Origin of the sequence: Paenibacillus sp. ACRRY, from assembly GCF_022346995.1 — a bacterium.
Lineage (GTDB): Bacteria > Bacillota > Bacilli > Paenibacillales > Paenibacillaceae > Paenibacillus.
Genome location: NZ_JAKRNM010000006.1, coordinates 138,156 through 162,871, shown reverse-complemented (window position 1 = coordinate 162,871; position 24,716 = coordinate 138,156). Strand labels below are relative to the sequence as shown.

Sequence of the window (24,716 nt, the reverse complement as noted above, 5' to 3'; positions counted from 1 at the left end):
TTTATTCGGTTGATATACTGGTTAAGTATTGATACAATACAAAACGTTACCCAGAAAGACGGGAAGCGAAGCAACAATTACCGGATTTCGTGGCTGGGCGCACAAGTGTATGGGCTTGTGGATGCTGAAAGCCGTTCGAAGTGCACAACACATCAGAAGGGGTGAAAACATGACCATACTTGAAGTAAAAAATGTAAGTAAACTGTTTGGCCCCCAAACCGAGCAAGGTCTGCAATTACTGGAGCAAGGTTGGGGAAAAGAAAAGTTGGCCAAAGAAAAACAAATAACGGTTGGTGTTAACCGGGTCAACATGGAGATTAAGCAAGGTGAGATTTTTGTCATCATGGGACTTTCGGGGAGTGGTAAATCCACACTGGTTCGGATGTTCAATCGACTGATTGAACCAACATCCGGCGAAATTCTCGTTCATGGCAAGGATCTACGTAAAATGAACAAAGAACAATTGCGCGAAGTACGCCGGAAAACAATCAGCATGGTATTCCAGAAATTTGCGTTGTTCCCGCACCGTACCGTTCTTGATAATGTGGAGTATGGACTTGAAGTCCAAAAGGTGGACAAAGCTGTTCGCAGGGAAAAAGCGAAAACCTCACTTGAACTGGTTGGCCTCAAAGGCTGGGAAGATAAGATGCCAGATGAACTGAGTGGTGGTATGCAGCAGCGTGTCGGTTTGGCTCGTGCGCTTGCCAATGACCCGGAAGTACTTTTGATGGATGAAGCGTTCAGTGCACTAGACCCACTGATCCGCCGGGATATGCAGGATGAACTGATTGAGCTTCAGGATAAAATGAAAAAGACAATTATTTTCATTACCCATGACTTGGACGAAGCGCTGCGCATCGGCGATCGTATTGCCCTCATGAAAGACGGCGCTGTCGTGCAGATCGGTACTCCGGAAGAAATTATGATTCAACCGGCCAACTCTTACGTGGCCCGCTTCGTCGAAGACGTGGATTTGTCCAAAGTCCTCACTGCATCACACGTTATGCGGCGCCCTGAAACGATTACGCTTGACCGTGGTCCTCGTGTTGCCCTCGAATTAATGCGCGAACGTGGTATTTCCAACCTGTTTGTCATTGACCGTTCGAAGAAATTGCTTGGTGTCATTACAGCAGAAGATGCGTCCCGTGCGATGCGTGAAAGCAAAACGTTGAATGACATCCTGATCACAGATGGACCTACGGTTCCACCTGAGACGTTGATTCATGAATTGTTTGAGATTACAAGTTCAGCACATGTACCTCTCGCGGTTGTCAATGAAAATGGCCGCCTGCAAGGTGTTATCGTCCGCGGTGCCCTGCTGGGTGCACTAAGCGGTGAAGTTGCAGTAAAGGAGGAACTCGTGAATGATTCCCAAAATACCACTAGCGTCGTGGATTGAATCCATCGTTGACTGGATGAGCTCCTCGCTTTCCGGATTGTTTAGCGTCATTTCAGTTGTTATTCAGGAGGTTGTCGGATTCTTCTCAGGGCTGTTCATGCTCCCACATCCGCTCCTGTTCATTGCCATACTTGGTGTACTGGCGTTTCTTGTTGGCCGGTTGCCGCTTACCCTATTTACGGTGATCGGGTTCTTGCTCGTAGATAACCTGGGCTACTGGTCCCAATCGATGGATACACTCGGCCTGGTTATCACATCAGGATTGATCTCCATCCTGCTTGGTGTACCGGTCGGAATCTGGCTTGCATACAGCAAAACGGCAGCACGTATTATTACGCCTCTGCTTGATTTCATGCAGACGATGCCTGCATTTGTGTATTTGCTGCCAGCCGTAACATTCTTTAGTCTCGGTGTCGTTCCTGGTGTTATCGCATCTGTTATCTTCGCGATTCCGCCAACCATTCGTCTGACTCATCTGGGTATCAAACAGGTTTCTGGCGAACTGGTTGAAGCCGCTGATGCATTTGGTTCAACTTCTATGCAAAAACTGTTCAAAGTACAGCTTCCACTCGCCTTGCCTACCGTCATGTCGGGTATCAACCAAACGATTATGCTGTCGCTGTCCATGGTTGTCATTGCATCCATGATCGGTGCACAGGGTATTGGTGCGGAAGTATATCGCGCGGTAACGCAGCTTCAGATCGGTAAAGGTTTTGAAGCGGGTCTGGCTGTCGTGGTACTCGCGATTGTACTCGACCGTTTCACGCAGAACCTGTTTATGCCGGGTCGTAAAAAGACATCTCGTGTATCTTCTAAACAGAAAGCGTGGATTGCAGCAGCAGCTACACTCGTTGTACTTGTTGCCGGATTCTCCCAATACTTCACTGGCAGCAGTACTTCTGCTGGCGGCAACAACGGAGCAAGCAATGCTGTAGGTGAAGAAGTCAATTATCAGATCATTGGTATTGACCCGGGTGCAGGGATTATGAAATCTGCGGCCAAAGCCATTGAAGATTATAAACTGTCTGACTGGACTCTGATTGAAGGATCGGGTGCAGCCATGACAGCTACATTGGACAAAGCACTCAAAGCTGAAGAACCGATTATCATTACAGGTTGGACTCCGCACTGGATGTTCAACAAATATGATCTGAAATATCTGGATGATCCTCAGAAATCCTTCGGTGATGCCGAAGAAATTCATACCATTGCTCGTAAAGGGTTGAAGGAAGATCATCCTGTAGCTTATGAATTCCTATCCCGCTTCGAGTGGTCTTCGGAAGATATGGGCGAAATGATGATTGCCATTCAGGATGGCACGTCTCCTGAGCAAGCTGCCGAAGACTACGCTAAGAAACATGCAGATCAGATTAACGAATGGACCAAAGGTCTGACTCCTGTTAACGGCGACACATTTAAACTCAGCTATGTTGCTTGGGATTCCGAAATCGCCAGCACCAACTTGCTGAAATATGTGATGGAAAACAAACTGGGTTATAAAGTAAACGCCCTCCAAGTTGAAGCTGGACCGATGTGGACCGGTGTCGCTTCAGGTGATGTAGATGCTTCTCCTGCAGCTTGGCTGCCACTTACGCATGCCGACTACTGGGAACGTTACAAAGACCAAGTGGAGGATCTCGGAGCCAATATGACAGGTGTACGTACTGGTCTCGTTGTTCCTTCATACATGACGGACGTGAATTCGATTGAAGATCTCGAAACAGGTGCTGCTTCCTCCTCCACTCCAACGGCTAACGCTAACGTTGGAGTGGAAGTTAATCACCAGATTGTAGGGATCGACCCAGGTGCAGGTCTCATGAAAGCTACCAAAAATGCCATTGAAAATTATGAATTGTCCAACTGGAACCTGATCGAAGGCTCTGGAGCAGCGATGACTGCTTCACTGGACAAAGCCTACAAAAATCAAGAGCCAATCATCGTTACAGGCTGGACTCCGCACTGGATGTTCAATCAGTATGATCTGAAGTATCTGGATGATCCTGACTTGATCTTCGGTGATGCCGAGGAAGTTCATACTGTAGGACGTAAAGGGATAAAAGAAGATCATCCCGTTGCCTATGAATTCTTCTCTCGTTTTAATTGGACTGCAGATCAAATGAGTGAAATCATGGTCGATATTCAAAAGGGTATCTCACCTGAAGAAGCTGCCAAGAATTATGCAGAAAAGCATCCGGACCAAATTGATGAATGGACCAAAGGGCTAACCCGTGTTAGCGGAGATAATTTGCGCCTTGGTTACGTTGCTTGGGACTCGGAAATTGCAAGTACAAATCTGCTGAAGTATGTGCTTGAGACGAAACTTGGCTATACAGTCAAAGCACTGCAAGTTGAAGCCGGACCTATGTGGGCAGGCTTGGCAGCAGGTGATATCGATGCATCCCCAGCCGTCTGGCTCCCACTTACACACGGAGACTACTGGGAGACATATGGAGACCAGATCGAAGATATCGCCGTCAGCATGACTGGCGTTAAACAAGGGCTGGTTGTTCCGACTTACATGGATATCGACTCAGTTGAAGATTTAAAAGATAATTAAACCATTTTGAGATGTTTAAACCTGATTATGGTAAAAAGACCACCGATAAATTTATCGGTGGTCTTTTGTATATACTTGTTTTTTCTGGAATTAGAACAAACTGATTTCCTTAAGGCTGGATCTACATTTGAGATGCATTTCTAATGGAGCTATGTAGGTATGTATACTTTAAACTGAACTACTACCTTATCCAATAAGCAACAATAAGACACCAATTGTAATGAGTACTATACCCAAAATGCCATACACTACCCTTGCTGCCTGTCGCCCAATCGTTTTCACGAAAAGCCCTGCCTGAAAGGTACTCATAAACCAATCCCAATTCTTCATACCGCCCAACATGCTGAAAATTCCTGCGATTATGGCAACCAATGCAAGTAAAATCGGTTGATCCTGCATATCATCACTCCTTCCATTATAATCCTGTTTACTATACTCGCTCATGGTGAAAATGAACAGTAATTAAATAGTAAAAAAACGGCTTACAGATTGTGGTCTGCAAGCCGTTTAAATCGAGTGCTAGAAGTTAAACTCATTCGGGGTTTGTAGCGATTTGAACAAACCTGATTTGTTTCTGATTGGGAAGCTTAACTTCTTTAATACAGATTCTAATTATAGTTCACTTGCCGAGATCAACAACGTCACCACTTCTGCACGGGTTGCATTCGCAAGCGGATTAAACATGTTATTGCCTGAGCCCTTAACCAATCCGGCTTCATAAGCTGCAGCAATGTAAGGAACTGCCCATGCCGGAACTTTATTTGCATCTGTGAAGCTTAACGTTGCATTGGATTCAATCGGAAGTCCCAGTGCTCTTACCAGCATGACTGTCATTTCCACGCGTGTTACTTTGCCTGATGCACGGAATGTCTCATCAGTGTATCCGCTGATAATGCCTTGTTCAACCGCCTGGGCTATAAAGGATTGTGCCCACGCCGGAATTTTATTCGCATCCTTGAACGTTAACGCCTTGTTGCTGGCTGGAAGTTCGAATGCTCTTGCAAGCATGACTGCAAATTCAGCACGTGTAGCCGGAGCATTAGGACGGAAATTACCGTCTGCATATCCGTTAACAATTCCCCGGGAAATGGCTTCCTGGATTGCAGCAGCTGCCCAGTGATTATCGATATCCTTAAGAATGACACCCGGATTCGGTGTTGTCGTTCCATCGCCATTTCCATTACCCGGAACAGATGGCGTTGTTGGTGTCGTTGGTTCTGTCGGATTGGTTGGCGTTTCCGGTGTCGTTGGTGTAGTCGGTGTTGTTGTGCCCCCACCACTATTGCCACTGCCCGGATTGCTACCGTTGTTTCCTCCACCATTACCAGGATTACTTCCGTTTCCTTCACCCGGAAGCGGAGATCCTTTCAGATCCGTACTGCGTCCTTCTGTTGTCTGATTAACTACACCCACCCGATCCAAATGCTCATGGAAAATCTCATAGTCTACCAGATTCAGTTCATAGAAGCGGTTGTCATCCTTCGCTGCTCTCATGGCGCGGTAGAAGTCTCCGCCGCCAGCCATAAAGGAGTTGGTCGCCACAATGTAGTATCCGTTTGGATCAATATCTGTGTACGTACCATCCGCATTTTTGATTTGCACTTTCACTATGCGTTGACCTTCTTGCGTCACGGTATTGGTCGCAGAATCAATTTTCTCACCTGGTTTCGTGGAATCGTAGTAAAAGCGCATGCCCGATACTTGCGGGAAGCGTCCCTCTCCTGTTTCCACACCGCTCACACCATTTTCCAGAGCAGCTGTAATTTCCTTACCTGTCATTTTCAGTGCAGATAGGTTGTTACCGAATGGCATAACGGTGAGCAGATCACCCAACGTAATGTCACCTTTCTGGAACGATGCCCGGATACCGCCGCCGTTTTGGATGGCCACATATCCTTTCACGTCGTTTTCCTTGACGATGGCTTTCACTTTTTCCAGCATGCCGTCTGTCATCAGGTTACCCAGGTTGGTTTCCTGCTTGCGTACGTTACCACGTTCTCCATCGAGGAATACGTTCGTTTTGCCGATGACTTCTTTCTTGAACTCTTCCAGCTGTGGTGCATATTCTGCCAGCTTTGCTTTTGCTGCCGGGTCATCTTGATATACATAATTACCCGCAGAATCTTTCGCATCCAGACTCAGCAATTTGCCGTTCCACGTTTTCAACACACCTTCTGCATCGAACGTGACATCCAATTGACCCAGGGAAACATCATATTCTCCCGTTTGGACAACCAGAATCGGTTCAGCATGAGTCTCGACCACTACCGGCTCGCTTAGAATCGTGTGCGAGTGACCTCCGACTACAATATCGATGCCCTCCACAGCTTCAGCCAGCTTCAGGTCTTCCGAGTATCCCAGGTGAGTCAGTGCAATAATTTTGTTAATTCCTTCTTGCTCCAGCATGGCAACGGTTGCCTGTGCACTTGCAATGTAATTCTCGAACTTCAGATCATCTCCCGGTGAGGACAGAGATACGGTATCTGTAGTCGTTAAGCCGAAGATTCCCACCTTCTCGCCGTTTACTTCCGTAATGATAGCCGGATAGATCTCAGCCTTTTCAGCCGGTCGACCAATGGTATCTTTGTATAAGCTGCCCAAGTTGGCATCCTTCGTAAAGTCGATATTGGCACTTACGAATGGGAATTCCGCTTTCTCAATGAATTGCTTCAGCACGCCAGTCCCTTTATCAAACTCGTGGTTACCAAAGGTCATTGCGTCGTATCCGATCATGTTCATGAATTCCAGATCCGCTTGACCATTGAACAGATTGAAATACAGGGTTCCAGAGAACACGTCCCCGGCATCCAGCACCAAGGTGTTATCGTTACGTGTTTCTTTGATCGCCGTTACGCGGCGCGGAATGTTATCCAAGTGCGCATGCGTGTCATTGGTGTGCAATACACGAAGGTTGAAGTCACCTTCCTCTGCGTTACTTCCAATGCTCAGTTGTGCAAGCAGTGGATCATGGTCACTGACGCGTCCATCAGCTGTTTCAAAATCCGCATTCACATGCACCACTTCAATGGCTGCTGTTTCAGACAGATTTTTGCTCACCAAAACGTGGTCCAGTGTTTGAGAATTACCGTCATAAATGTAGGAATAACGTTTATTTTCTGGCAGCTTATTCACCAGATTGTCCAGTTCATTGCCTTCAATAATATTCAAAGTCTTGGAGAACTGGAAGTCATTGAAATCCCCAAGTACAGCTACATTAACGTTAGGATCTTTGTCTAAGAGCTCTTTCACAAAACCATTCACTGCAGTTGCCTGTCTGGCACGCTGAATTTCACTGCTTCGTGTCGCAGGCTGAATACTACCGTAAGGCTTCAGATCGCCACCTTTGGAATTCAGGTGATTCGCAATCACGACTACTCGTTCTCCATTAAATTCAAATTCAGCTGCTAGAGGTTTACGTGAGCTGGCAAATGCATCGTTTGTGGGATCAATACGCCCTGGATTCAGGGACAGTGTTCCATCCGATTCCACTTGGATCGCTGTTGTAGCATCTCCCTTAGTTCCTTGTTTCAAAGAAACTCGCGCCTCGTTGTACAGGAAACCTACACGAATGTTGGCACCCGGAGCCCCGCCATCCAGGTTGTTTACCGGAGCAATATCCGTGTACTTATAAGTAGGACCACCATTATTAGCAATTGCATCAATTAAAGTCTGGAAGCTCGCATCCGCAGCAGTTGTCCCGCTGTCGGTAGCTCCATCGTTATCCTGTACTTCCATGATACCGATAACATCAGGATTTTTGAGGTTGTTAACCACAATACTACCGATTTTCACTGCTCTTGCTGCGTCCTTCTGGCTGAAATTCTCCACGTTGAAGGTTGCAATCGTCAGTTTATCATCAGCTTGCTCAATTTCCGTTGTTGCCTGTTTCAGGTCACTCGAAATAATTGCCGGCAGCAAATTCCCTTCTGGAACTACTTTAAAATTGCCGTTAGCGTAAGTCATAACACCTTTGACAGAATCAGCGAGCTTGTCCCCCGTCTTAACTGCCTGAGACGGTTTTTTATTGATAAATAGCCGCTGCGGATTCAGGGAGCTCTCGAATGGTTCCGCACCATCTCCTGTCAGAATGACTCCTCCTGCAGGCGTTCGTAACGGATTGTTTTCACCATTATCTACAACAACTGCCAATCCTGGTTCACTGGAGTACGGACCGACAATCGTAGCTTGATCAAGCTGCACTCTCATGCCTTCCAAACTCTCGTAAAAGTCGATTGCATCCACATCCGGATTAAACTCACCGAACTGATCAGAATCAATTACGGTAGGGATCATTCGGCCATTCTTCCCAAGAATTACAGGTTCAGGCAGCGTCTGACTTTCACCTTCAACCGTAATCGCTGTAGCCACAATTTCAGTTGTCGCCAGTTCGGTCGTTGCTGTCGCATATTCCTTCACTTGACCGGATACGCTGACTTTGTTGCCTACCGCCATGCCATGAGTGGATTTATAAATAAGGATACCCTCAGATGTTTTTACATCGTCATCTTCCATGCCAGGAATCTCCTGCATATAGAACGAACTTGCATTGACAACATGAGTCACGATACCTTCAACATTTTGGACAGCGAGACCATCATACAGGGAGTTATGAGAGGCTCCTTGAATATCGTGGATTCTAAGGTTGTCCAGCTCCTGAAGAACGGTGTACGTAAAGCTATATACATCACTTGTGTTTCCACCTGATACGGCCATCGCTTTAACAACCGTATCTTCGTCTACTGTGATCGGGCCACTATAAAGTGTAGATGTTTGGGTTGGTTCTGTTCCATCAACCGTGTAATAAATTTCCGCTCCTGCTGTTGGTGAGGACAAGGTTACGGTTGATCCTTTGACAATACCACCGGACGGGGCACTGGCTGTTACGGAGAGCAGATTTTCGACAACATCTGCTGCCGTACGTGGAATCAGCTCAAGGCCATAGCTTGTGTGATACGTCATGACGCCTGTCACTTTTTCGTATGTTTTGCCTACTGCCAGTGCAGTTGGACTATTTTTGGCATAGATCGTGATTTCTGCACCATCGGCATCTGTCGCAAAGAAGGTAGAACTGCTGCTTCTTGTCACTGTGACTTCATTCACTTCGACAAGCATCCCCTCAAAAATACCGCCTGCACCCTTGCCTCCGCCCTCAGCCGGCATGAAGTCTTTGGATATCAGAGTGATCGGTGCTGGAATTCCTTGATTCTTGTCCAAAATTTTGATGTAACCGCCCGGGAACCCGGCCTTGTCTTTCTCTATCTGAAGTAAACCGTTATAAATTGTGAGTGGGCCATACGCTTCAATACGGTCTCCCGGCTCTACTGTGGAATCCGTTCCGCGAACGACGATTCCGGCATTCTCATCCTGGATGTACAGATTGGCCATGCCTCCGGACTCTTCCCGGTAGGTCACAATGCCTTGAACGGTAATCGGGGTGTTCTCCGATTGGTTTCTGGCACTGGAGATTGAGATTGGCGTATTATCAACGATTGTATAATTGAAATGAATAAGTTCACTATTTTCTAGACCGTCTTTTGCTGCATAGGTTTCAATATAAGTTGCATCATTTACTGTGATGGGTACGGTGTATGGGAGGTAATTGGTGTCTGTATCCTGCTTGTAATAAACTGCTGCACCAACTGTAGTTGTTTCCAGTGTAACCTGTGTCCCAGCCGGAACAGCACCAGAGGAGGGATTTGCGGTGACGTTTGCCACCTTGGTTTCAGGCGTCTCATCAATCAGTTGAAAGGTGGTTGAAGAGGTGCTTTTAATTCCATTAACCGTAAAATAGGTTTCAAGTGAAGCGCTATTGATACGAACTTTGGAATGATACAAGGCAGTATTACTTTGTAAACCAAAAGTGCTACGAGGAGCATTTGTTGGGACTTGAACTGGCATCATTTTGCTTACATCCGTTTCATCAGGGCGATCTGCCAAGGCAAAATTAGTGTCTGAAGTAAACGGAGGACTTAACTGGATAGAAGATCCACTGTTGTAGTAACCAACAACATACCCTTCAACAGTTGCTATTGATTTGTCAGAATTTTTAGCCTGTGCCTGGGCAACTGTCAATGGCTCGTCCGCTGCAGCTGCCTTGCTGCTGAATAATCCAGCAGGAATAGCCCCTGTTACCAGCAGGATCATCGCTAAGAATAACCTGAGCCAACTCTTTATTTGCTTACTGTGCATCTTTTTCCTACCCCCATGTTTTGAATTTACAATCATTTGTTCAGAGAGCTTGTACATTAGTTCAAATATAAGATAACTGAACCACAGGCTCATGTAAACATTATTTTTGCTGAACGGAAGAAAATAGAACATGCATGTTACAAAAACAAACTATTTTCTATATAAAAATATTAAACAGGACTATTTCCAGGTCTAAATTATGTCTTTTTAATCTTTTTGAGTCATATCCATGTGCGCATTAAACTATTTATGTAACCTAAACTAACACCATATAATCAACTCCATTAAAATTTCGACATTTGATGACAATCCCTTTTATCCCAGAAACGCTAAGAACCATGACTTAAGCCATGTATTTTCACACGACAAAATGATATGACGATCAAGTTTGATCACCACATTGCTCCATTTTAAAGATGAAGTATTAACATCAGAGTCAATCCTAATTAATGGAATGTTAATTTTTTAACAGTATGTTAAATAACAAAGAACCTACACTTGGTATACAAAAAGGGATAGATACAGCGATTCTGCTGCACCCATCCCTACAAACTTTAAAATACGATCTTACTTCTTCACCGTGCTGTTATACTGCGCAATCTTGTCTGTAATTTGTTTCGCAGCTGTATCGAGTGCTTCTTGCGGTGTACCTTGTCCGTTTAGTACCGTCTCAATCGCCGTTTCGACAAGTTGTCGAGCCTCAGGGAATACGCCCATTACAGCCCCGGATGTTGCTGTCGAATCAGCGGAAGCGTGCAATTGGTCGACTGCTGTCTGGAATTGCGGGTACTTCGCCATATTATCCTTTAATACTTGCTGATCGTAGGCTGCTGTCGTAATTGGGAAGTATCCTGTCGCAACACTCCAGCTCGCTTGTACTTCAGGGGTCGCCAAGTACTTAATGAATTCCCAAGCAGCTTGCTGCTGTGCTTCCGATTTATTGTTCATGATGTACAGGCTTGCACCACCAACAACCACGCCGCCTTCATTGGCATCTGCCGGACGAGGCAAGAAGCCTGTTCCCAGTTCAAACTTGCCGCCAGCACCTTCTACAATTTTGCGCAATCCAGCGGTAGAATCCAGTGTCATACCGATTTGCTCTGCGGTAAATGCTGCCGTTGTATCGTCTGTGCTGCGACCCAGATTGGAGAGAGTCTTCTCATCAATCATCTTTTTCCACCATGTCAGCGTCTTCACACCCGCTTCGGAATTCAAGAGAGATTCCGTCGCAGCGCCGTCTCGTCCGTTACCATTGTTTACATAATTTGCATTCTGGTTTGCGAAGAACTGCTCCATGAACCAGCCGTAGATCGCCATGGATGCACCCGGCTTGCCGTCTTTTGCGAGTGCTTTTGCAGCTTGTTCAAACTCTTCATATGTTTTTGGTGGATTCTCTGGATCAAGACCTGCTGCCTTAAACATATCCTTGTTGTAGTACAGAATCGGATTGGATGTGTTGAAAGGCATGGCGTTCAGTTTGCCATCAATCGTGTAATAACGGATGATATTCGGCTCCAGTTGGGACAGGTCGAACTTGTCTTTGTCTATAAAGTTTTGTACTGGTGTGATCATGCCCGAATCAATCATAAACTTGCTGCCAATCTCGTATACCTGGATGATGTCTGGACCGCTGTCCGATCCCATCGATGCTTTCAGCTTGTTTAAGCTCTCATCGTATTTTCCTTGATAAATTGCTTTTACCTGAATATCTGGATGACTTGCGTTGAAATCGGAAGCGAGCTGGTTAATGGCCTTCTCCCCTGCTCCGGACATGGAATGCCACCACGTCAGTTGAGTCGGCTCAGCAGCTGCCGCATCCGCTTGAGCTCCACTTACCGGACTGCTTGTCTCTGTTTTGCCGCCACAGGCGGATATCACCAACATAAGTGCAGCCAGCATTAATGCAAATGTCCCTCTTTTTTTCAAACGCATAATCTCTCTCCTTTTTTGTGGCTCATTTCAAAATAAGTGCTTTATGTTTGCAAGGTAGCCGTTACGGATATGAATCGTTCTTTCGATCGCTGTTGTCTCCAGATTTACTTGAATAGATCTTTTAGTTGTTTAAATTTTGAGACAAAGGCGAACGCTACGCTTCTACAGAATCGATTCCTCTCCTCCACTACATTTGCAGCCTTTAAAGAACCCATTTTAAGAGTGAGCCTTGTTTGTTTGTTCGTTCCTTGGTATAAAACCTTCGTTCTAACTAGCCTTTCAGCGCGCCTGCGGCCATACCGCGGACAAGCTGTTTCAACCCGAAAACAAGTAGCAACAACGACGGCAGGATAACTAGTGCCGTTCCGGCAAACACCAGATTCCACGCCGTGGATTCCTGGAACTCCAGCATCGAAATTCCGATCTGCACCGTTCTCATCTCTGGCGTGTTGGTTACGAGCAGTGGCCACAGATAGGAGTTGTACATATTCAGGAATGAATAGATCGCCAGCGTTCCTAATGCAGGACGGGATAGCGGCAGAACATGTGATATAAAATAGCGGATATGTCCGCACCCATCGATCTTCGCCGCTTCAAATAGCTCCTTCGGCAGCTGCATAAAGAACTGTCTTAACAGGAACGTACCAAATGCCGTTGCCAGAAATGGTACAGTGAGCCCTTGATAACTATCCAGCCATCCCCAACTGCGGATGGTCAGATAATTGGGAATCATGGTGACTTCCCAAGGGATCATCATCGTTGCAACAAACATGCTGAAGATGAGGTTTTTCCCTTTAAACTGCATTTTGGCAAAAGCATACGCAGCCATACTCGCTGTTATCAGCTGTCCCAGCATCGTCAGACCTGCAACCAGGAATGTATTACCGATGAAGGAACCGATGGGGACGATATCAAACACTTCGGTAAAGTTGGATAAATCGATCGACTGCGGAATGATATGCGGCGGATAGGCACTGGCATCCTCAGGCGTCATGACGGCCATGAAAAAGGTGTACAGCACCGGATACAACACTAGCGCCGCACAGATGGTAAGCAATACATACAATAGCGTTTTCGTCCACGGTGTCCTCATTGGTAATGCACTTTCCTTTCCACCCACTTGAACTGAATCAGGGTTAGCAGCATAATGACCGCGAAGAGGATGAGTGCCTGTGCACTTCCCGTTCCGAAGCGGAAATTCACGAAGGCTTCCTGATAGATGGAATAGACGAATACATTGGTACTGTCCATTGGTCCCCCACGGGTTAATATGTTAATCTGCCCAAACGACTGAAATGCTCCGATGATCGAAACGACTGTAACAAAAAACAGTGTTGGTGAAAGCAGTGGCATGGAGATTTTGCGAAACGTAAGCAGAGGTCCTGCACCATCCATTTTCGCACTTTCATAAATCTCATCCGGGATGCCTTGCAATCCGCTGGACAAGATAATGTAATTGAATCCAAGATTCATCCAGATCGTCATGATGGAAATGGAGACTAGCGCCCAATCCGGACTGGTCAGCCAAGGGATTGGATCGATGCCCACCTTGCTAAGCAAATAATTCAACATGCCCAGAGTCGGGTGGAACAGGAACTTCCAGATGACGGCCGACGAACCAACCGATAATACAACAGGCAAAGAGAATACAAACTGGAACAAGCGCATGCCCTTGAAACGGTTGTGAGTGAGCGCGGCCAGAATTAAGGCAGCCAGTATGCCGGTTGGCACAGTGAACAGGACAAACAGCAGCGTTACTTTCATGCCCTGTAAAAACAGCCCCGACTGAAACACGGCCTTGAAATTGTCCAGTCCCACATAAGCCGCGATTTGGCCGGTAGGATCTGTGGAGTGCAAACTCAGATAAACAGACTTGAACATTGGGTAAAACAGAAACACTGCAAACAAAAGCAGCGATGGTGCCAGGAAACCATAGGCCAGCAGATTCTCCCGCGTCCGCTGCACTCGCAGCGAAGCTGTCCGGCGCTCTTTGGTATCGGATACGCGCCGTCTGGCGGCGGGCAAGCTGATCCGGTTATCAAGCTCACTCATCGGATTTTCTTCCCCCTTGGTCTACGCATTCGGTGTGTGAATGTTACTTCAGCTTCATCAGCACCACGTTATCTAGTGTAAAAGTCGAATGTCACAGCAGAATTCACTCAGAATCAACTTAGCGTTAATCGTGGACAAGGGACTTTACCATATGAGCGAGCATTCAGATTGATAGGTTGGACGCTTAGAAACGAACGAAAAAACCGCAGGAATCCCCATTCCGGGATATTCCTGCGGTTCGTTGTGTAAATGAAATATAAACGAGGATGCCATGATACCCTCATCCTTTTTTTACAATAATCTACAATAAGTCCAAATAAACTTGTCGTTTCACACAGCTATCTACCGATTAAGATGATACGGGACCGTCGTCACAATGACGTCTTTATAATTAATCAGATAGGCGCGAATCATGAAGCTGGTCTGGTTATGAAGTACATTTTGCCACCAATGCTTGGTGATAAATTGCGGAATCAAAATGGTGATGTGGTCAGTCTCGGCCGTTTTCCACTCCACGGTATCGATGAATTTCTTCAGCGGGCCCATAATGCTGCGATATCTTGATTTAATAACAACCAAACGCACACCCGGGTTCCATTCCTCCCACTTCTGCTCCATCTTGCGAATCGATTCATCATCGAATCCGATATACAAGGCCACCACATGATCCGACATCGTCTTTGCATAACTGATCGTGTTCATGACCACCCGCGTGATCCCAGCTACCGGAATGACGATTGTATTGCCTTTTTGCGCTGGCTTATCGAGTTTGATATCAATACGCAGTTCATCTGCAATATTGCAGTAATGACGGTGAATACGCATGAAAACATATACGACGAGTGGCAAAAAGATAAAGATGACCCACGTTTGCGTGAACTTGGTGAAAATGAAGATCAATGTGATCGACAATGTGGTCAGCATACCGATTGTATTCACCAGCAACTTCATCTGCCAGCCTGACGGCTTCACTTTGATCCAGCGAATCATCATGCCCAGCTGTGACAAGGTGAATGGGATAAATACACCCACCGCGTAGAGCGGGATCAGGCTTTCCGTATTTCCTTTGAATCCAACAACAAGCAAGGCCGACATGACACTCAGAAAAATAATGCCGTTCGAGAAGCCCAGCCGGTCTCCCCTAACCATAAACATATGAGGCATATATTTGTCCTTAGCCATCATGAAGGACAGCAGCGGGAATGCGGAATAAGCCGTATTCGCTGCCAGGAACAAGATGAGTGCCGTCACCCCCTGGATGATAAAATACATCCACCCTCTGCCGAAGGTTGCTTCGGCAATCTGTGAAATCACCGTAGCATGGGGATCCGGTTTCACCCCGTAACCGAAGGCAAGCAACGTAATCCCGATAAACATAACCCCGAGAATGCATCCCATGAGCATCAGCGTGCCGGCTGCGTTTTTCTCTGCAGGCTGCTTGAAGTTCGGAATGGCATTACTGACGGCCTCCACACCGGTCAGAGCGGAACAGCCGGAGCTGAACGCCTTCAGCAGCAGAAATATACTTACATGAGACAGACTTGTTCCGAATTCAGGCGCGGCTGCTTCCATGCCGCCTGTCAGAAACTTAATGCCGCCCGATATAATGAGAACCGCAATCGAAAAGATAAACAGGTAGATCGGGATCGCCAATACGGAAGCCGATTCGGTAACTCCCCGCAAATTCATAATCGTTAGAAAAACAATCATTATCAGTGCAATCACTACGCTGTAATCATGAAGCACTGGAAAAGCAGAAGTAATGGCATCCGTCCCTGCAGATGAACTTACAGCGACCGTTAGAATATAATCGACCAGCAGAGATCCTCCAGCAATTAGGCTGGATGTAGTCCCCAGATTATCCTTGGCTACGATATACGCACCGCCACCCGTAGGATAAGCAAATATCGTCTGACGGTAGGAAAAAATTAAAATGACGAGTAATCCGAGCACCGCGATGGAAATGGGTACAGAATACCACAAGGCGGCAAATCCGGCCGCTACAAGCACCAGCAAAATCTGTTCCGTTCCATAGGCCACGGAGGATAGCGCATCGGAGGACAGGATGGCGAGAGCCTTCCATTTCCCCAACTTTTCTGCATCCAGTTCAGCCGATTTCATCGGTCTGCCGATTAAGATTCTCTTCATTTTGCCAAGCATGATCATAACTTCCTTCCGTCTCTCATCTGTGAAGCATTGTTATTATGCAAAATCCAAAGCTCCCTGACAATACGTCATTTCACCCGAAAATCGCCAGCGTGTGATAATGCATCCTACGATTCAATAATGGATAACAAAGCGGTGCTTTATCAGTGTTTTGAACTTTTTTGAACCGAAATGACGTTTGTTAGCCGAAAAATAAGAAATGGCCCCCGGTTCATAGAACCGAAGACCATTCATTTTATCAGCTTCTCAATTATTAAGAATACCTGCACGCGGGGTAACCCCAAATGCCTGAGCCAACGTTGTCAGCTGTTCGTCCGTAATTCGCTGCCGAATCTCATGACCCGCAACCAACATGTAAACCTGAGCTGCTTTCTCAATTGTCTCAATGAGACCGAAGGCCTCGTCGATCGTTGTTCCTGTCCCGAAGATCCCATGCTGCGGCCAGATGACCGCATGAACTTCCTTCATTTTCTCCGCCGTCTCACGGCCGATCTCATTCGATCCAGGTACCATCCACGGGATAATGCCAACGCCGTCCGGGAAAACGACCACACATTCCGTACACATCTGCCATAGAGTTTTCGTGAATTTCGCTTCATCCAGTTCGTGGATAAACGTCATCGCCAGCACGTTAGTGGCATGGTTATGCATGACCACCCGGTGGTTCGGGTCCACTTTCAGACGTTCAATATGGCTCATAAAATGCGTAGGCAGCTCACTCGTTGGATTCGCCCCATTCTTCAATCCCCAGAGCACTTCCAACGCCTCTCCATCATCCGAAACGCGCAGCAACCCCAGATTACTCTCCGGATCGGCAAGTACATTTTTGAAATATTTGCCCGAAGCGGTCACGATTACATATTTACCTGCCAGTTCATGTACTGAAAATGCAGGTTTAATCCGCCTTATAACCTGATGGATATCAATGTATCTCGCTACTTCTTCTTCTTCCAGCAGATAACTGACATTCCCTCCGTTGCGCTCATCCCAACCATTTTTCCACATATGCTGCGTAATCTCCGCCATCTCACGGATAAAGGGAATATCCCAACCCACTGCTTGCGTCGCTTCGTTTCTAAGGGTCACGTTCATGATCATTCTCTCCTTATTTGGAAAATGTCGATATGGTTCACGTACATAGTAAGTTCCTTTTTTCACATTCATTATACCTTTGTTTATCTTTACTAGTCAATAAAAAAACCGCAATTAATCTTTATTTATTTTTGTTTATATTTGTTTTTATCATTTTTTTTAAAACCTCACACAAAAAAATACCCTGCCGGATTCCGGCAGGGCTAGTCACACATCTATCTAACACGAGAAGGGGTTTACAAGAAATATCTTACCCTCTCTACCTTAATAGAAGCTGAAAATCGCATAAAAAAACAATGAAAAACGGAATAGCAGACCTTCCGCACAATTACTTCATTTCTGATTCCAACAAAAGGTACGATGGATGCATCTTGCCTGTCGACTCGTAGAATTCATCTTTCTTATAAGTAAACCCAAGCTTCTGCAGCAGCCGTTTGGATACGCCATTCTCTGGATGATGTCCTGCGAAGAGTGCTTGGACACCCAATTGCTCAAATGCATAGCGGATAACGGCCTTCCCCGCTTCAAGTGCATATCCTTTACCCCAGTGATCTCTGGTCAAATGGACACCGAATTCATAGATTTTCTCATCCGATGCATAAGGGCGCAATCCGCAGCAACCCACGAATACACCTGTTTCCTTATCAAAAAGTGGCCAGTACTGTACCTCCATCTCCCGCTGCCGTTCCATCTCCTGCGCGAGTCTGGCTTCGATCTCATCCTCGCTCATAAACCCTTTGCTGCTAATCCACTTTGTCACCTCGGGGTCGCCCCAGAGTGCCGAAGCCAACGGTCGATCCTCCTCGCTCCAGGTGAAGAATTCAAGCCGCTTCGTTTCCAGAAATGGTTCTCTGCTTTTCATGCCTGTTTTATTGCTTTGATCCATATTTCTACCCCTCCTGCCTCTATGCATTGTCCTACTGGATGTCTCTACTATAAATTACTCGTATAGCTTCCCTCATAAACAGAAGGATGTAATATTAGAAATAGCAGGCTGTGACTCTATTCATACATCTATTTAAATGATCTCCTTGAATTAGAAAAGCCCCCGTCGACATCATGTCCGACAAGGGCTTATCAAAGCATGCTGCGTTCATTAGAAATCAGATGTTGCGATTTGGATCGTACCGGTCGAAGCACCTGCAACCGTAGTTAACAAGGCAGCAACGAGCAGCAAATGAACCGACAACGTGAGGCTGTTACCCGCAGGAATCGTATACGTGATCACCGGTGCATTGACACGAGTGACAACCAGTTCTACCGGAGCAGGTCCAAAGTTGTTCACTGTGATGCTGGCATTGGTACCTCCAAACAGATTTTCGTAATACGATTTCCCTACGCCAGCAGCCAAGTTGTAAAACTGTTGTGGTAAAAGGATGGCCATTGAAATCACCTCCTTTTGCTTTGATACGGTATTCTATGTTTGGAATCTAGCATTGTAACGGTAAATTGACCATGGAATTACGTCCATTTTTGATAGACTTCATAGTTTATATAGGCCACTAACACAAAAAGGCCCAAAGGGATCGACACAGATGTGTCTGCCTTCAGGGCCTCATGATTATGCGTATAACATGAAAAAGTTTAGCTCATGTCCTTGCTGCTTAAGATAGTTGTACAACTGGGAACGATGATGGAACACATGGGTAACGGTCTCAATTTGCCATTTCACCTGTACATGTCCATGTTCCATATAAAAGGCAGTAGTAGACCGATTCAACAGGTCCTCTTCACTCAGTGATACGATGTACGCTTTGTATGTTTCAAAATTGCGCCACAGGACCGCTTCCAACTGTTCAATATTCTCGATACCAGATAGACTATTCTCTATCGTTCCAACTTCCGCTTCACTCTTCTCCTGCATGATGGCAAGGTCAGATGCCGTAATCTGGATCCAGTGGTGAACCAGCTCCACCAGTGAACGCATGTTTTCCTGAGGGCGATAAGCCCAGTCTTCCGGACGAATCAGACGAATTAGAGAAGCTCCGGTCCTTACACCTGTCTCCAACTCATTCAACAAATGATCCCGAATTTGCATTGTCCCATTCATAGGTTAAATCTCCTTTATTATAAATTCTCACATTTCCAGTATATACTAAGGCTCGTCTCTTCTATTGTACAATTCGGACATCATCCGGCGATGTTCATTGGCAGCGGTCAGCGGAGTCTCTCCATACAATTTGCGGAATTGCCGAATTAGATGGGCCTGATCGAAGAATCCATGATTCTGTGCAAGTGCCGCCCAGTCTGTACGATGCCCCTGATGAATATCTCTCAGAACACAATGAAATCGAACGACCTCGCTAAACCGTTTGGGGCTGATCCCCACCCATTCACCGAACCTGCGATGCAGATGACGCTCACTGACAACTTCACAGCTGGCCAGCTCTTTCACACTCATTCGTCCACCATTAGTAAAGATCCGGTGCATGGCATTCTTCATCAGATCTTTCTCGTATGTACTTCCATCCCCAGATAATAGGCACAAATACGTCTCCATGACTTGCACCCTCTCTTCAAAATGTTTGGTCCCAGCCATTCGTTCACGGAGCTCGTCGATGTTAGCTGGCCAGCATTCCTCCAAGGGGATGCGCCTATCCGTAAAGGATTCTAGCGGCATACCATGAAAGTGACGTGCTCCACCGGGGAAAAATCGAACACCAAAGGTGTAATCCGCAGGCGGGTTAACATCTACACTCACAGGAATGGCAAACGGCTCTGTATAATTGCCACAGTAGGCAAAAGAATGCTGCTGAAGAACAGCATCGTATGTTATCAGGATATCCGTACAGCCATCAGGTAATACTCTGCTGGGAACGTTCTCTATAAGGTTGCAACCACCAGCATATAAAGTTGTTCCCGATTCCCAGGAACAGGCGATATAGGCCGTCATCGGGTGAGATGGTGGTTGTTCAATATAATAGGTTTGTGAATCGGTCCCATTCATCTGAATCGGCCTGAACAACGGGTGCAGCCTGGCGTCCACCGAAAACTCCCCTCCTAAACATAAGAATAAGTATTTCATTCACTCTATTATTTTCTCTATCATATCATCTGTAGGATAATTCAGGAAAAAAAGCGCCCTACCGGAGGACAATCCGATAGGGCCAGTCACACATCTATTTAACACGAGAAGGGGCTTACAAGATTGATATTACCTTCACTACCTTAAGTGAATCTGAAATTCAGATGAAAGGTACATCAAATTTTAGATTACCCATGAGTAATCTCCCATCCTTATGTCATCGAACGAAACAAAAGACCCCAAAAGAAGTCACTTGTTTAAGTGCACATCTCTCGGGGTCTTCTTCTACTCATAAAATAGGAGTTGCTAGATGGTTCAAAAAGGTTGTTAAACCTTTCTTACATCATGCCGCCCATTTCGGAATATACTGTAACATGTTTAACATCAGAAGAAATGATGGCGATAATTCACGGTTTCCTTCTATTATATTTGTAACATCGTTAACTTTCGAAGATAATCGTTAACAACAGTTGGTTAACAAATCGTTTACATGTTAGCAGTTTTCATGGTTTTCACAGCATCTTGGTAACCAGCTTCATAGGCAACCGTGCAATACACTTCCCCTTTTTGAATATACAAATCCTCTATCTCTGAAAGCAGATCTTTACTCACTCCAGGCACGTCCCAAAGTTCATTTAAGATCCCAGCAAGTCTGGTATGCAACGGGTCCTCTTTAGTTTCACAGTATAATAAAATTTGTTTTATCTTCTCACCATTTTCACCACTACTTTTTATTTGTGTCATCGCAACTTCTCCTCTTAGATGTGCGTTTTTAGTATCAATGTTCATTTACCTGTAAGTATATTGATGTTATAATTTCCCTCGAACCAATTATGTTTTCCCCGAGTAAGGAGAATTAAAGTGCCTAACATCTCCCGGGGACGATGTCTGTTGAAGCTGCGGATCGCTGAAGCCAAGACTACTCAAGCGCAATTGTCGAGGAGAACAGGTTATGCTCCTCAACAAATATCCAACTGGGTTAACAATCGCGAGAAAATGTCTTATGAGGCTGCCGTTTTGTGCTCGTATGTCCTTAACTGTCACGCCGAGGATCTTTACGAATGGCACTTTTCCTAGCGCTTAACAGGCGTCTCCCCGGGATAATGTATAGCCTGGACTATACAAAGTGCGGAAATATTCAGTTAACAACTATAATAAACCACCCCTCTGTATGTTCTATTATTTCCATATAAATCATACCACATGTAAATAGTGGAACGTGTCGATAGATGTCGTATTATAGGACGACACCGCTGATTTCCGTACTAGTATCGAAATTTCTTGACATATAAATGATATTATGGTAAATAAAAAACCCATGTCCTAATGACTGGGCCTATTTCATTAATCTTTTTATAATATCAAGATCCTTTTTGTTCTTGGCAATCTCCGTTTTAAGTCCGCTATAAAAATGCGCATAAAGTCCGAACCTCGTCTCTTCAACATGCTCAACTTCACTCATGTTAACAAGCAAACCACTATCTAATTGAATGAGATTAGGAAATAGTTGTTTGCATGCTTCAAATGTCCGGACATCCGAAAACGAATACTGGTTAGTATGATATTGAGGTACTAAATAGTTTCGTTTCGGAGAGTACATATTTATATAGCAAAGACCCTTTAGATTCTTGAGTCCATACTCACCTATTTCTTTATCGTTAACAACGGTGGAACCAATCACATAATGATCGAGATTGTCCATATTAAATCCTACTTATCTTTATTTTTCTTTTTAAGCGAGGTTGGAATAGGTTGTGAACCAATGAACACCTTTGCATCTTCAACGCTTTTTTTTGCGCTGTCTTCTAGTCGGATGGATAAAAATTTAGCTAAAGTTTTATTCATAAAAATCTCCTCCTCTCAAAGGTAATAGTAAAATCATTTGTGCAAGCAGAGCTAGTACCACCGTTGATGAAACCATACTTATGTTCGCAATACTTACAACGCTAATCAACCATGCCTTATCCTTATTAATTGAAGTTATCATGAAAAAAATGGATGTAAGTATGCTTAATATTACCACAAGAGATGTACTCATGTGAATTACAGGAATGATGGAAAATAGACCCACCGAAACAAAAGTACACACAGTTAAATTGAAGTGAATTCCACCAGTTAACTTGCGAGCAAAAGCGAATAATATCATCCCTATAATAGAAGAGAAAAAATGCCCTGATAAAAATCCGATTATCATTGTGCCTACTATGATGGAATAATGATTAATTTTTCTGCCTAGTTCGAATTCTATAATTTCAATATCGGCTTTTGGATAAGCTGTTTTAATACTTAACGCCAACCGCCTCGAGATTGTTTCAATCAATTATCAGATCCCTCCTATTCGAGAAGTAATAGGAGACTCCAAAACTCAACAACGCTGCCGGGATCAATAAGACGATCACATAATTCATCAGCATTACCATTGCAAATGATATAAATATTAATGTCGCAATGGTAGTGATGAGTAAAGCTCTATTCTTGTTGTAATCAACTTTTATATTAAAATCATGTGGAGGTACTGGGATAAAGGAAAATCCCCATCTAAATATAAACATTAGTGTTGTGATTATATAAGCTACGGCTATTGAACATATTTGCATTAGTTGGACTTTGTATCCCTGCGTTTCTAAAACAACACTTTGAACATCTCCTCCAATTGCCATATAAATCATAGCTAGAGAAAGTTGAATAATGACATACGCGCTCATTCCAGCACTTGAGATCAGAGCTGAGTAGAAAAACTTTATTTCTAAATAGTATCGAAAAAAAAGTATAACCATCAACATCAAAACGGCAGTATCGATAATTGGTATGTTCAAGATCATTCTAATTAAGTACGAAACACCCGCTGCAAGTATAGAAAAAATTACTTTCCCCAGTAATTTGTCCTTAACCGGCAGTCGATATAGTTTTAGCATAAGAACCAACACAGCAAAAACATCAAGCGCACCAATCAAAATATATGTAGCAGCCCCCACTTAAACACCGTCTCCCTTTGTAATCGATATAGTTTGATTATACTGGAAGGGAGACAAATTCCACAGTCAATTTCATACAGATGCAGAAGTTATTTCAGCTAATTTTATCCATCTAAATTCTTCATCTAACATCAACTTGACTTCACGCCGGCCGACATTTAGACCTACCACGACACCGGACAATTCTTCATCGAAGAAAGGGTTAAATAATACCAAATCAATCGTACATCTTCTATTATAAGACTCAACTATTTTGCGTTCGATTTCTTGTACTTCCTGATCGTCTAATTCTGGCTGCCCACGTCTCTTCTGCTTCTCCATTTCAGCCAGATAAGCTTCACGGTGCTCAGGTAAAATGAGCCTTGATGATCCCTCGAATAATCCGTTACCAGCTAATTTGCTACCCATGATAAACGCCTCCCTTAGTATTCGGTCCAGTAGCTTATATCAGTTTGTTTTGGTTTTGGTTGTGGAGTTATAGGTCGCTCTGAATCGCGTTCCCAGCCCTCCAGGATGACGATTGTGTTTGTATCTGATTTATCATCCCAACTTATGTATCCAGCGTCTATAAGAGCGTTGAGGGCATCCTTAACGTCAGGCTCGTGCTTACCTGTTTTAACAGTCAGTTCATGGATTGTCGGGAATCTACGCCGAATGCCACTATAGTTGTACAAGATCCGAAGCACTTTACGTTGGTAGTCCGTTAACATGTTATCACCTCGTATTTATTATATGCGAACGTACGTTCTTTGGGCAACAGTAAAAATACCCAGTCCGAGGACTGAGCATCATTTAGGTATTAATTGCACAAGTGCTACGATCGTGGTAATGACGAGTGCTGCAACCCCGATAAATGTAGCAATAGCAGCAACAATATTAGTTGTAACCATCGTTTGTGAATGTTTAACACTAGCTGAGACTTCACTTTCTATAGCAGCCAACCGTTTTTCGGTGCTCTCATTCCCCTGCTCAATTGCTCTCAGGATGCGTTCTTCACGCTCTTTAGTCTCTTGTCTCCAACGCTCATCTTGCGCTTTCAATTCTTCGCGATACCTATTCTCACGTTCTTTTGCATCTGTAAGGATGGAAGCATCACGATCCCTAATCTCCTGCTTATGATCACGCATGTCTTGATCTAAGCGATTGAGTAAAACTTTAGTGGAATCATCCATAGTGTGTTCCTCCTTCTTAACACTAATATACGCTGTAGGTGACTGATTGTATACATTCATTTCTTCTTTTGATGCTTCTTCTCCAATAACAATGCTATCCGAGGTGTATTGAGGATCGACGTTAGGCATAAAAACTACCTTATTAGGTTTTGCCATT

21 protein-coding genes are annotated in these 24,716 nt (G+C 44.9%); 3 read left to right on the top strand and 18 right to left on the bottom strand.

The annotated features are described in order from the left end of the window. Positions 1-169 precede the first annotated feature (169 nt). Both MH144_RS21130 and MH144_RS21125 read left to right on the top strand, forming a co-directional pair. The gene (locus tag MH144_RS21130) at positions 170-1,399 is read left to right on the top strand and encodes a quaternary amine ABC transporter ATP-binding protein (RefSeq protein WP_239303976.1); all 1,230 of its coding nucleotides are present in this window, start codon (positions 170-172) and stop codon (positions 1,397-1,399) included. Continuing rightward, positions 1,365-3,956 (top strand): glycine betaine ABC transporter substrate-binding protein, encoded by a 2,592-nt coding sequence (locus MH144_RS21125; protein WP_239303974.1) that lies wholly within the window; start codon positions 1,365-1,367, stop codon positions 3,954-3,956. The genes MH144_RS21130 and MH144_RS21125 overlap by 35 nt, the downstream gene beginning before the upstream one ends. A gap of 186 nt (positions 3,957-4,142) precedes the next feature. Here MH144_RS21125 and MH144_RS21120 read toward each other — a convergent pair whose 3' ends face one another. From MH144_RS21120 to MH144_RS21065, 12 genes are all read right to left on the bottom strand, one after another. Continuing rightward, entirely contained in the window at positions 4,143-4,355 is a 213-nt protein-coding gene (locus MH144_RS21120) for an immunity 17 family protein (protein ID WP_239303972.1), read from the bottom strand. Positions 4,356-4,568: 213 nt separating this feature from the next. Continuing rightward, entirely contained in the window at positions 4,569-10,100 is a 5,532-nt protein-coding gene (locus tag MH144_RS21115) for an S-layer homology domain-containing protein (protein ID WP_239303969.1), read from the bottom strand. Between the two features lie 612 nt (positions 10,101-10,712). Next, entirely contained in the window at positions 10,713-12,077 is a 1,365-nt protein-coding gene (locus MH144_RS21110; RefSeq protein ID WP_239303967.1) for an ABC transporter substrate-binding protein, read from the bottom strand. A gap of 271 nt (positions 12,078-12,348) precedes the next feature. Then, entirely contained in the window at positions 12,349-13,170 is an 822-nt protein-coding gene (locus tag MH144_RS21105) for a carbohydrate ABC transporter permease (RefSeq protein WP_239303964.1), read from the bottom strand. Next, complete coding sequence (locus MH144_RS21100; RefSeq protein ID WP_239303961.1) at positions 13,167-14,129, bottom strand: carbohydrate ABC transporter permease; 963 nt, start codon at positions 14,127-14,129, stop codon at positions 13,167-13,169. Before MH144_RS21100 ends, MH144_RS21105 begins: the two co-directional genes overlap by 4 nt. Positions 14,130-14,471: 342 nt before the next feature. Further along, entirely contained in the window at positions 14,472-16,289 is a 1,818-nt protein-coding gene (locus MH144_RS21095) for an APC family permease (RefSeq protein WP_239303959.1), read from the bottom strand. 252 nt (positions 16,290-16,541) lie between these two features. Continuing rightward, a complete protein-coding gene (gene rhaD / locus MH144_RS21090; RefSeq protein WP_239303957.1) occupies positions 16,542-17,387 on the bottom strand; it encodes a rhamnulose-1-phosphate aldolase in 846 nt (281 codons plus the stop codon). A gap of 328 nt (positions 17,388-17,715) precedes the next feature. After that, complete coding sequence (locus MH144_RS21085) at positions 17,716-18,273, bottom strand: GNAT family N-acetyltransferase (protein WP_239303955.1); 558 nt, start codon at positions 18,271-18,273, stop codon at positions 17,716-17,718. 210 nt (positions 18,274-18,483) lie between these two features. Next, positions 18,484-18,771 carry a hypothetical protein gene (locus MH144_RS21080; RefSeq protein WP_127538166.1) on the bottom strand — a complete coding sequence of 96 codons (288 nt, stop codon included), beginning with the start codon at positions 18,769-18,771 and terminating at the stop codon, positions 18,484-18,486. 177 nt (positions 18,772-18,948) lie between these two features. Further along, positions 18,949-19,437, bottom strand: coding sequence for a DinB family protein (locus MH144_RS21075; RefSeq protein WP_239303953.1), 489 nt, complete (start codon positions 19,435-19,437; stop codon positions 18,949-18,951). A 45-nt stretch (positions 19,438-19,482) separates the two neighbouring features. Continuing rightward, positions 19,483-20,373 carry a DUF6597 domain-containing transcriptional factor gene (locus MH144_RS21070; RefSeq protein WP_239303951.1) on the bottom strand — a complete coding sequence of 297 codons (891 nt, stop codon included), beginning with the start codon at positions 20,371-20,373 and terminating at the stop codon, positions 19,483-19,485. Positions 20,374-20,898: 525 nt separating this feature from the next. Then, positions 20,899-21,156: an oxidoreductase gene (locus tag MH144_RS21065; protein ID WP_239303949.1), complete on the bottom strand. Its 258-nt coding sequence runs from the start codon at positions 21,154-21,156 to the stop codon at positions 20,899-20,901. 117 nt (positions 21,157-21,273) lie between these two features. Here MH144_RS21065 and MH144_RS21060 point away from each other — a divergent pair, with 117 nt between their 5' ends. Beyond that, positions 21,274-21,489: a helix-turn-helix domain-containing protein gene (locus MH144_RS21060; RefSeq protein WP_239303946.1), complete on the top strand. Its 216-nt coding sequence runs from the start codon at positions 21,274-21,276 to the stop codon at positions 21,487-21,489. 259 nt (positions 21,490-21,748) lie between these two features. On the opposite strand, the gene MH144_RS21055 is transcribed toward MH144_RS21060, so the two are convergent. The 6 genes from MH144_RS21055 to MH144_RS21035 all read right to left on the bottom strand — a co-directional run bounded on the left by MH144_RS21055 (position 21,749) and on the right by MH144_RS21035 (position 24,715). Next, on the bottom strand, positions 21,749-22,114 hold the full coding sequence (locus MH144_RS21055; protein WP_239303944.1) for a hypothetical protein: 366 nt from the start codon (positions 22,112-22,114) through the stop codon (positions 21,749-21,751). An 8-nt stretch (positions 22,115-22,122) separates the two neighbouring features. Continuing rightward, positions 22,123-22,257 (bottom strand): hypothetical protein, encoded by a 135-nt coding sequence (locus tag MH144_RS30855; RefSeq protein ID WP_275440227.1) that lies wholly within the window; start codon positions 22,255-22,257, stop codon positions 22,123-22,125. After that, positions 22,250-22,732 (bottom strand): accessory gene regulator B family protein, encoded by a 483-nt coding sequence (locus MH144_RS21050; RefSeq protein WP_239303942.1) that lies wholly within the window; start codon positions 22,730-22,732, stop codon positions 22,250-22,252. Before MH144_RS21050 ends, MH144_RS30855 begins: the two co-directional genes overlap by 8 nt. Then, complete coding sequence (locus MH144_RS21045) at positions 22,725-23,387, bottom strand: hypothetical protein (protein ID WP_239303940.1); 663 nt, start codon at positions 23,385-23,387, stop codon at positions 22,725-22,727. The genes MH144_RS21050 and MH144_RS21045 overlap by 8 nt, the downstream gene beginning before the upstream one ends. Before the next feature lie 72 nt (positions 23,388-23,459). Beyond that, positions 23,460-23,795 (bottom strand): YolD-like family protein, encoded by a 336-nt coding sequence (locus MH144_RS21040; protein ID WP_239303939.1) that lies wholly within the window; start codon positions 23,793-23,795, stop codon positions 23,460-23,462. 380 nt (positions 23,796-24,175) lie between these two features. Next, the gene (locus MH144_RS21035) at positions 24,176-24,715 is read right to left on the bottom strand and encodes a hypothetical protein (protein ID WP_239303937.1); all 540 of its coding nucleotides are present in this window, start codon (positions 24,713-24,715) and stop codon (positions 24,176-24,178) included. Position 24,716 lies beyond the last annotated feature (1 nt).

Bases quoted from the DNA above. Each gene is read 5' to 3' on its own strand.
- MH144_RS21100 (WP_239303961.1), bottom strand. From the start codon at position 14,129: ATGAGTGAGCTTGATAACCGGATCAGCTTGCCCGCCGCCAGACGGCGC.
- MH144_RS21080 (WP_127538166.1), bottom strand. From the start codon at position 18,771: ATGGCCATCCTTTTACCACAACAGTTTTACAACTTGGCTGCTGGCGTA.
- MH144_RS21120 (WP_239303972.1), bottom strand. From the start codon at position 4,355: ATGCAGGATCAACCGATTTTACTTGCATTGGTTGCCATAATCGCAGGA.
- MH144_RS21105 (WP_239303964.1), bottom strand. From the start codon at position 13,170: ATGAGGACACCGTGGACGAAAACGCTATTGTATGTATTGCTTACCATC.
- MH144_RS21075 (WP_239303953.1), bottom strand. From the start codon at position 19,437: ATGAATGGGACAATGCAAATTCGGGATCATTTGTTGAATGAGTTGGAG.
- MH144_RS21065 (WP_239303949.1), bottom strand. From the start codon at position 21,156: ATGACACAAATAAAAAGTAGTGGTGAAAATGGTGAGAAGATAAAACAA.
- rhaD (WP_239303957.1), bottom strand. From the start codon at position 17,387: ATGAACGTGACCCTTAGAAACGAAGCGACGCAAGCAGTGGGTTGGGAT.
- MH144_RS21115 (WP_239303969.1), bottom strand. From the start codon at position 10,100: ATGATCCTGCTGGTAACAGGGGCTATTCCTGCTGGATTATTCAGCAGC.
- MH144_RS21110 (WP_239303967.1), bottom strand. From the start codon at position 12,077: ATGCGTTTGAAAAAAAGAGGGACATTTGCATTAATGCTGGCTGCACTT.
- MH144_RS21125 (WP_239303974.1), top strand. From the start codon at position 1,365: ATGATTCCCAAAATACCACTAGCGTCGTGGATTGAATCCATCGTTGAC.
- MH144_RS21040 (WP_239303939.1), bottom strand. From the start codon at position 23,795: ATGGGTAGCAAATTAGCTGGTAACGGATTATTCGAGGGATCATCAAGG.
- MH144_RS21130 (WP_239303976.1), top strand. From the start codon at position 170: ATGACCATACTTGAAGTAAAAAATGTAAGTAAACTGTTTGGCCCCCAA.
- MH144_RS30855 (WP_275440227.1), bottom strand. From the start codon at position 22,257: ATGAATAAAACTTTAGCTAAATTTTTATCCATCCGACTAGAAGACAGC.
- MH144_RS21035 (WP_239303937.1), bottom strand. From the start codon at position 24,715: ATGGCAAAACCTAATAAGGTAGTTTTTATGCCTAACGTCGATCCTCAA.
- MH144_RS21055 (WP_239303944.1), bottom strand. From the start codon at position 22,114: ATGGACAATCTCGATCATTATGTGATTGGTTCCACCGTTGTTAACGAT.
- MH144_RS21095 (WP_239303959.1), bottom strand. From the start codon at position 16,289: ATGCTTGGCAAAATGAAGAGAATCTTAATCGGCAGACCGATGAAATCG.
- MH144_RS21085 (WP_239303955.1), bottom strand. From the start codon at position 18,273: ATGGATCAAAGCAATAAAACAGGCATGAAAAGCAGAGAACCATTTCTG.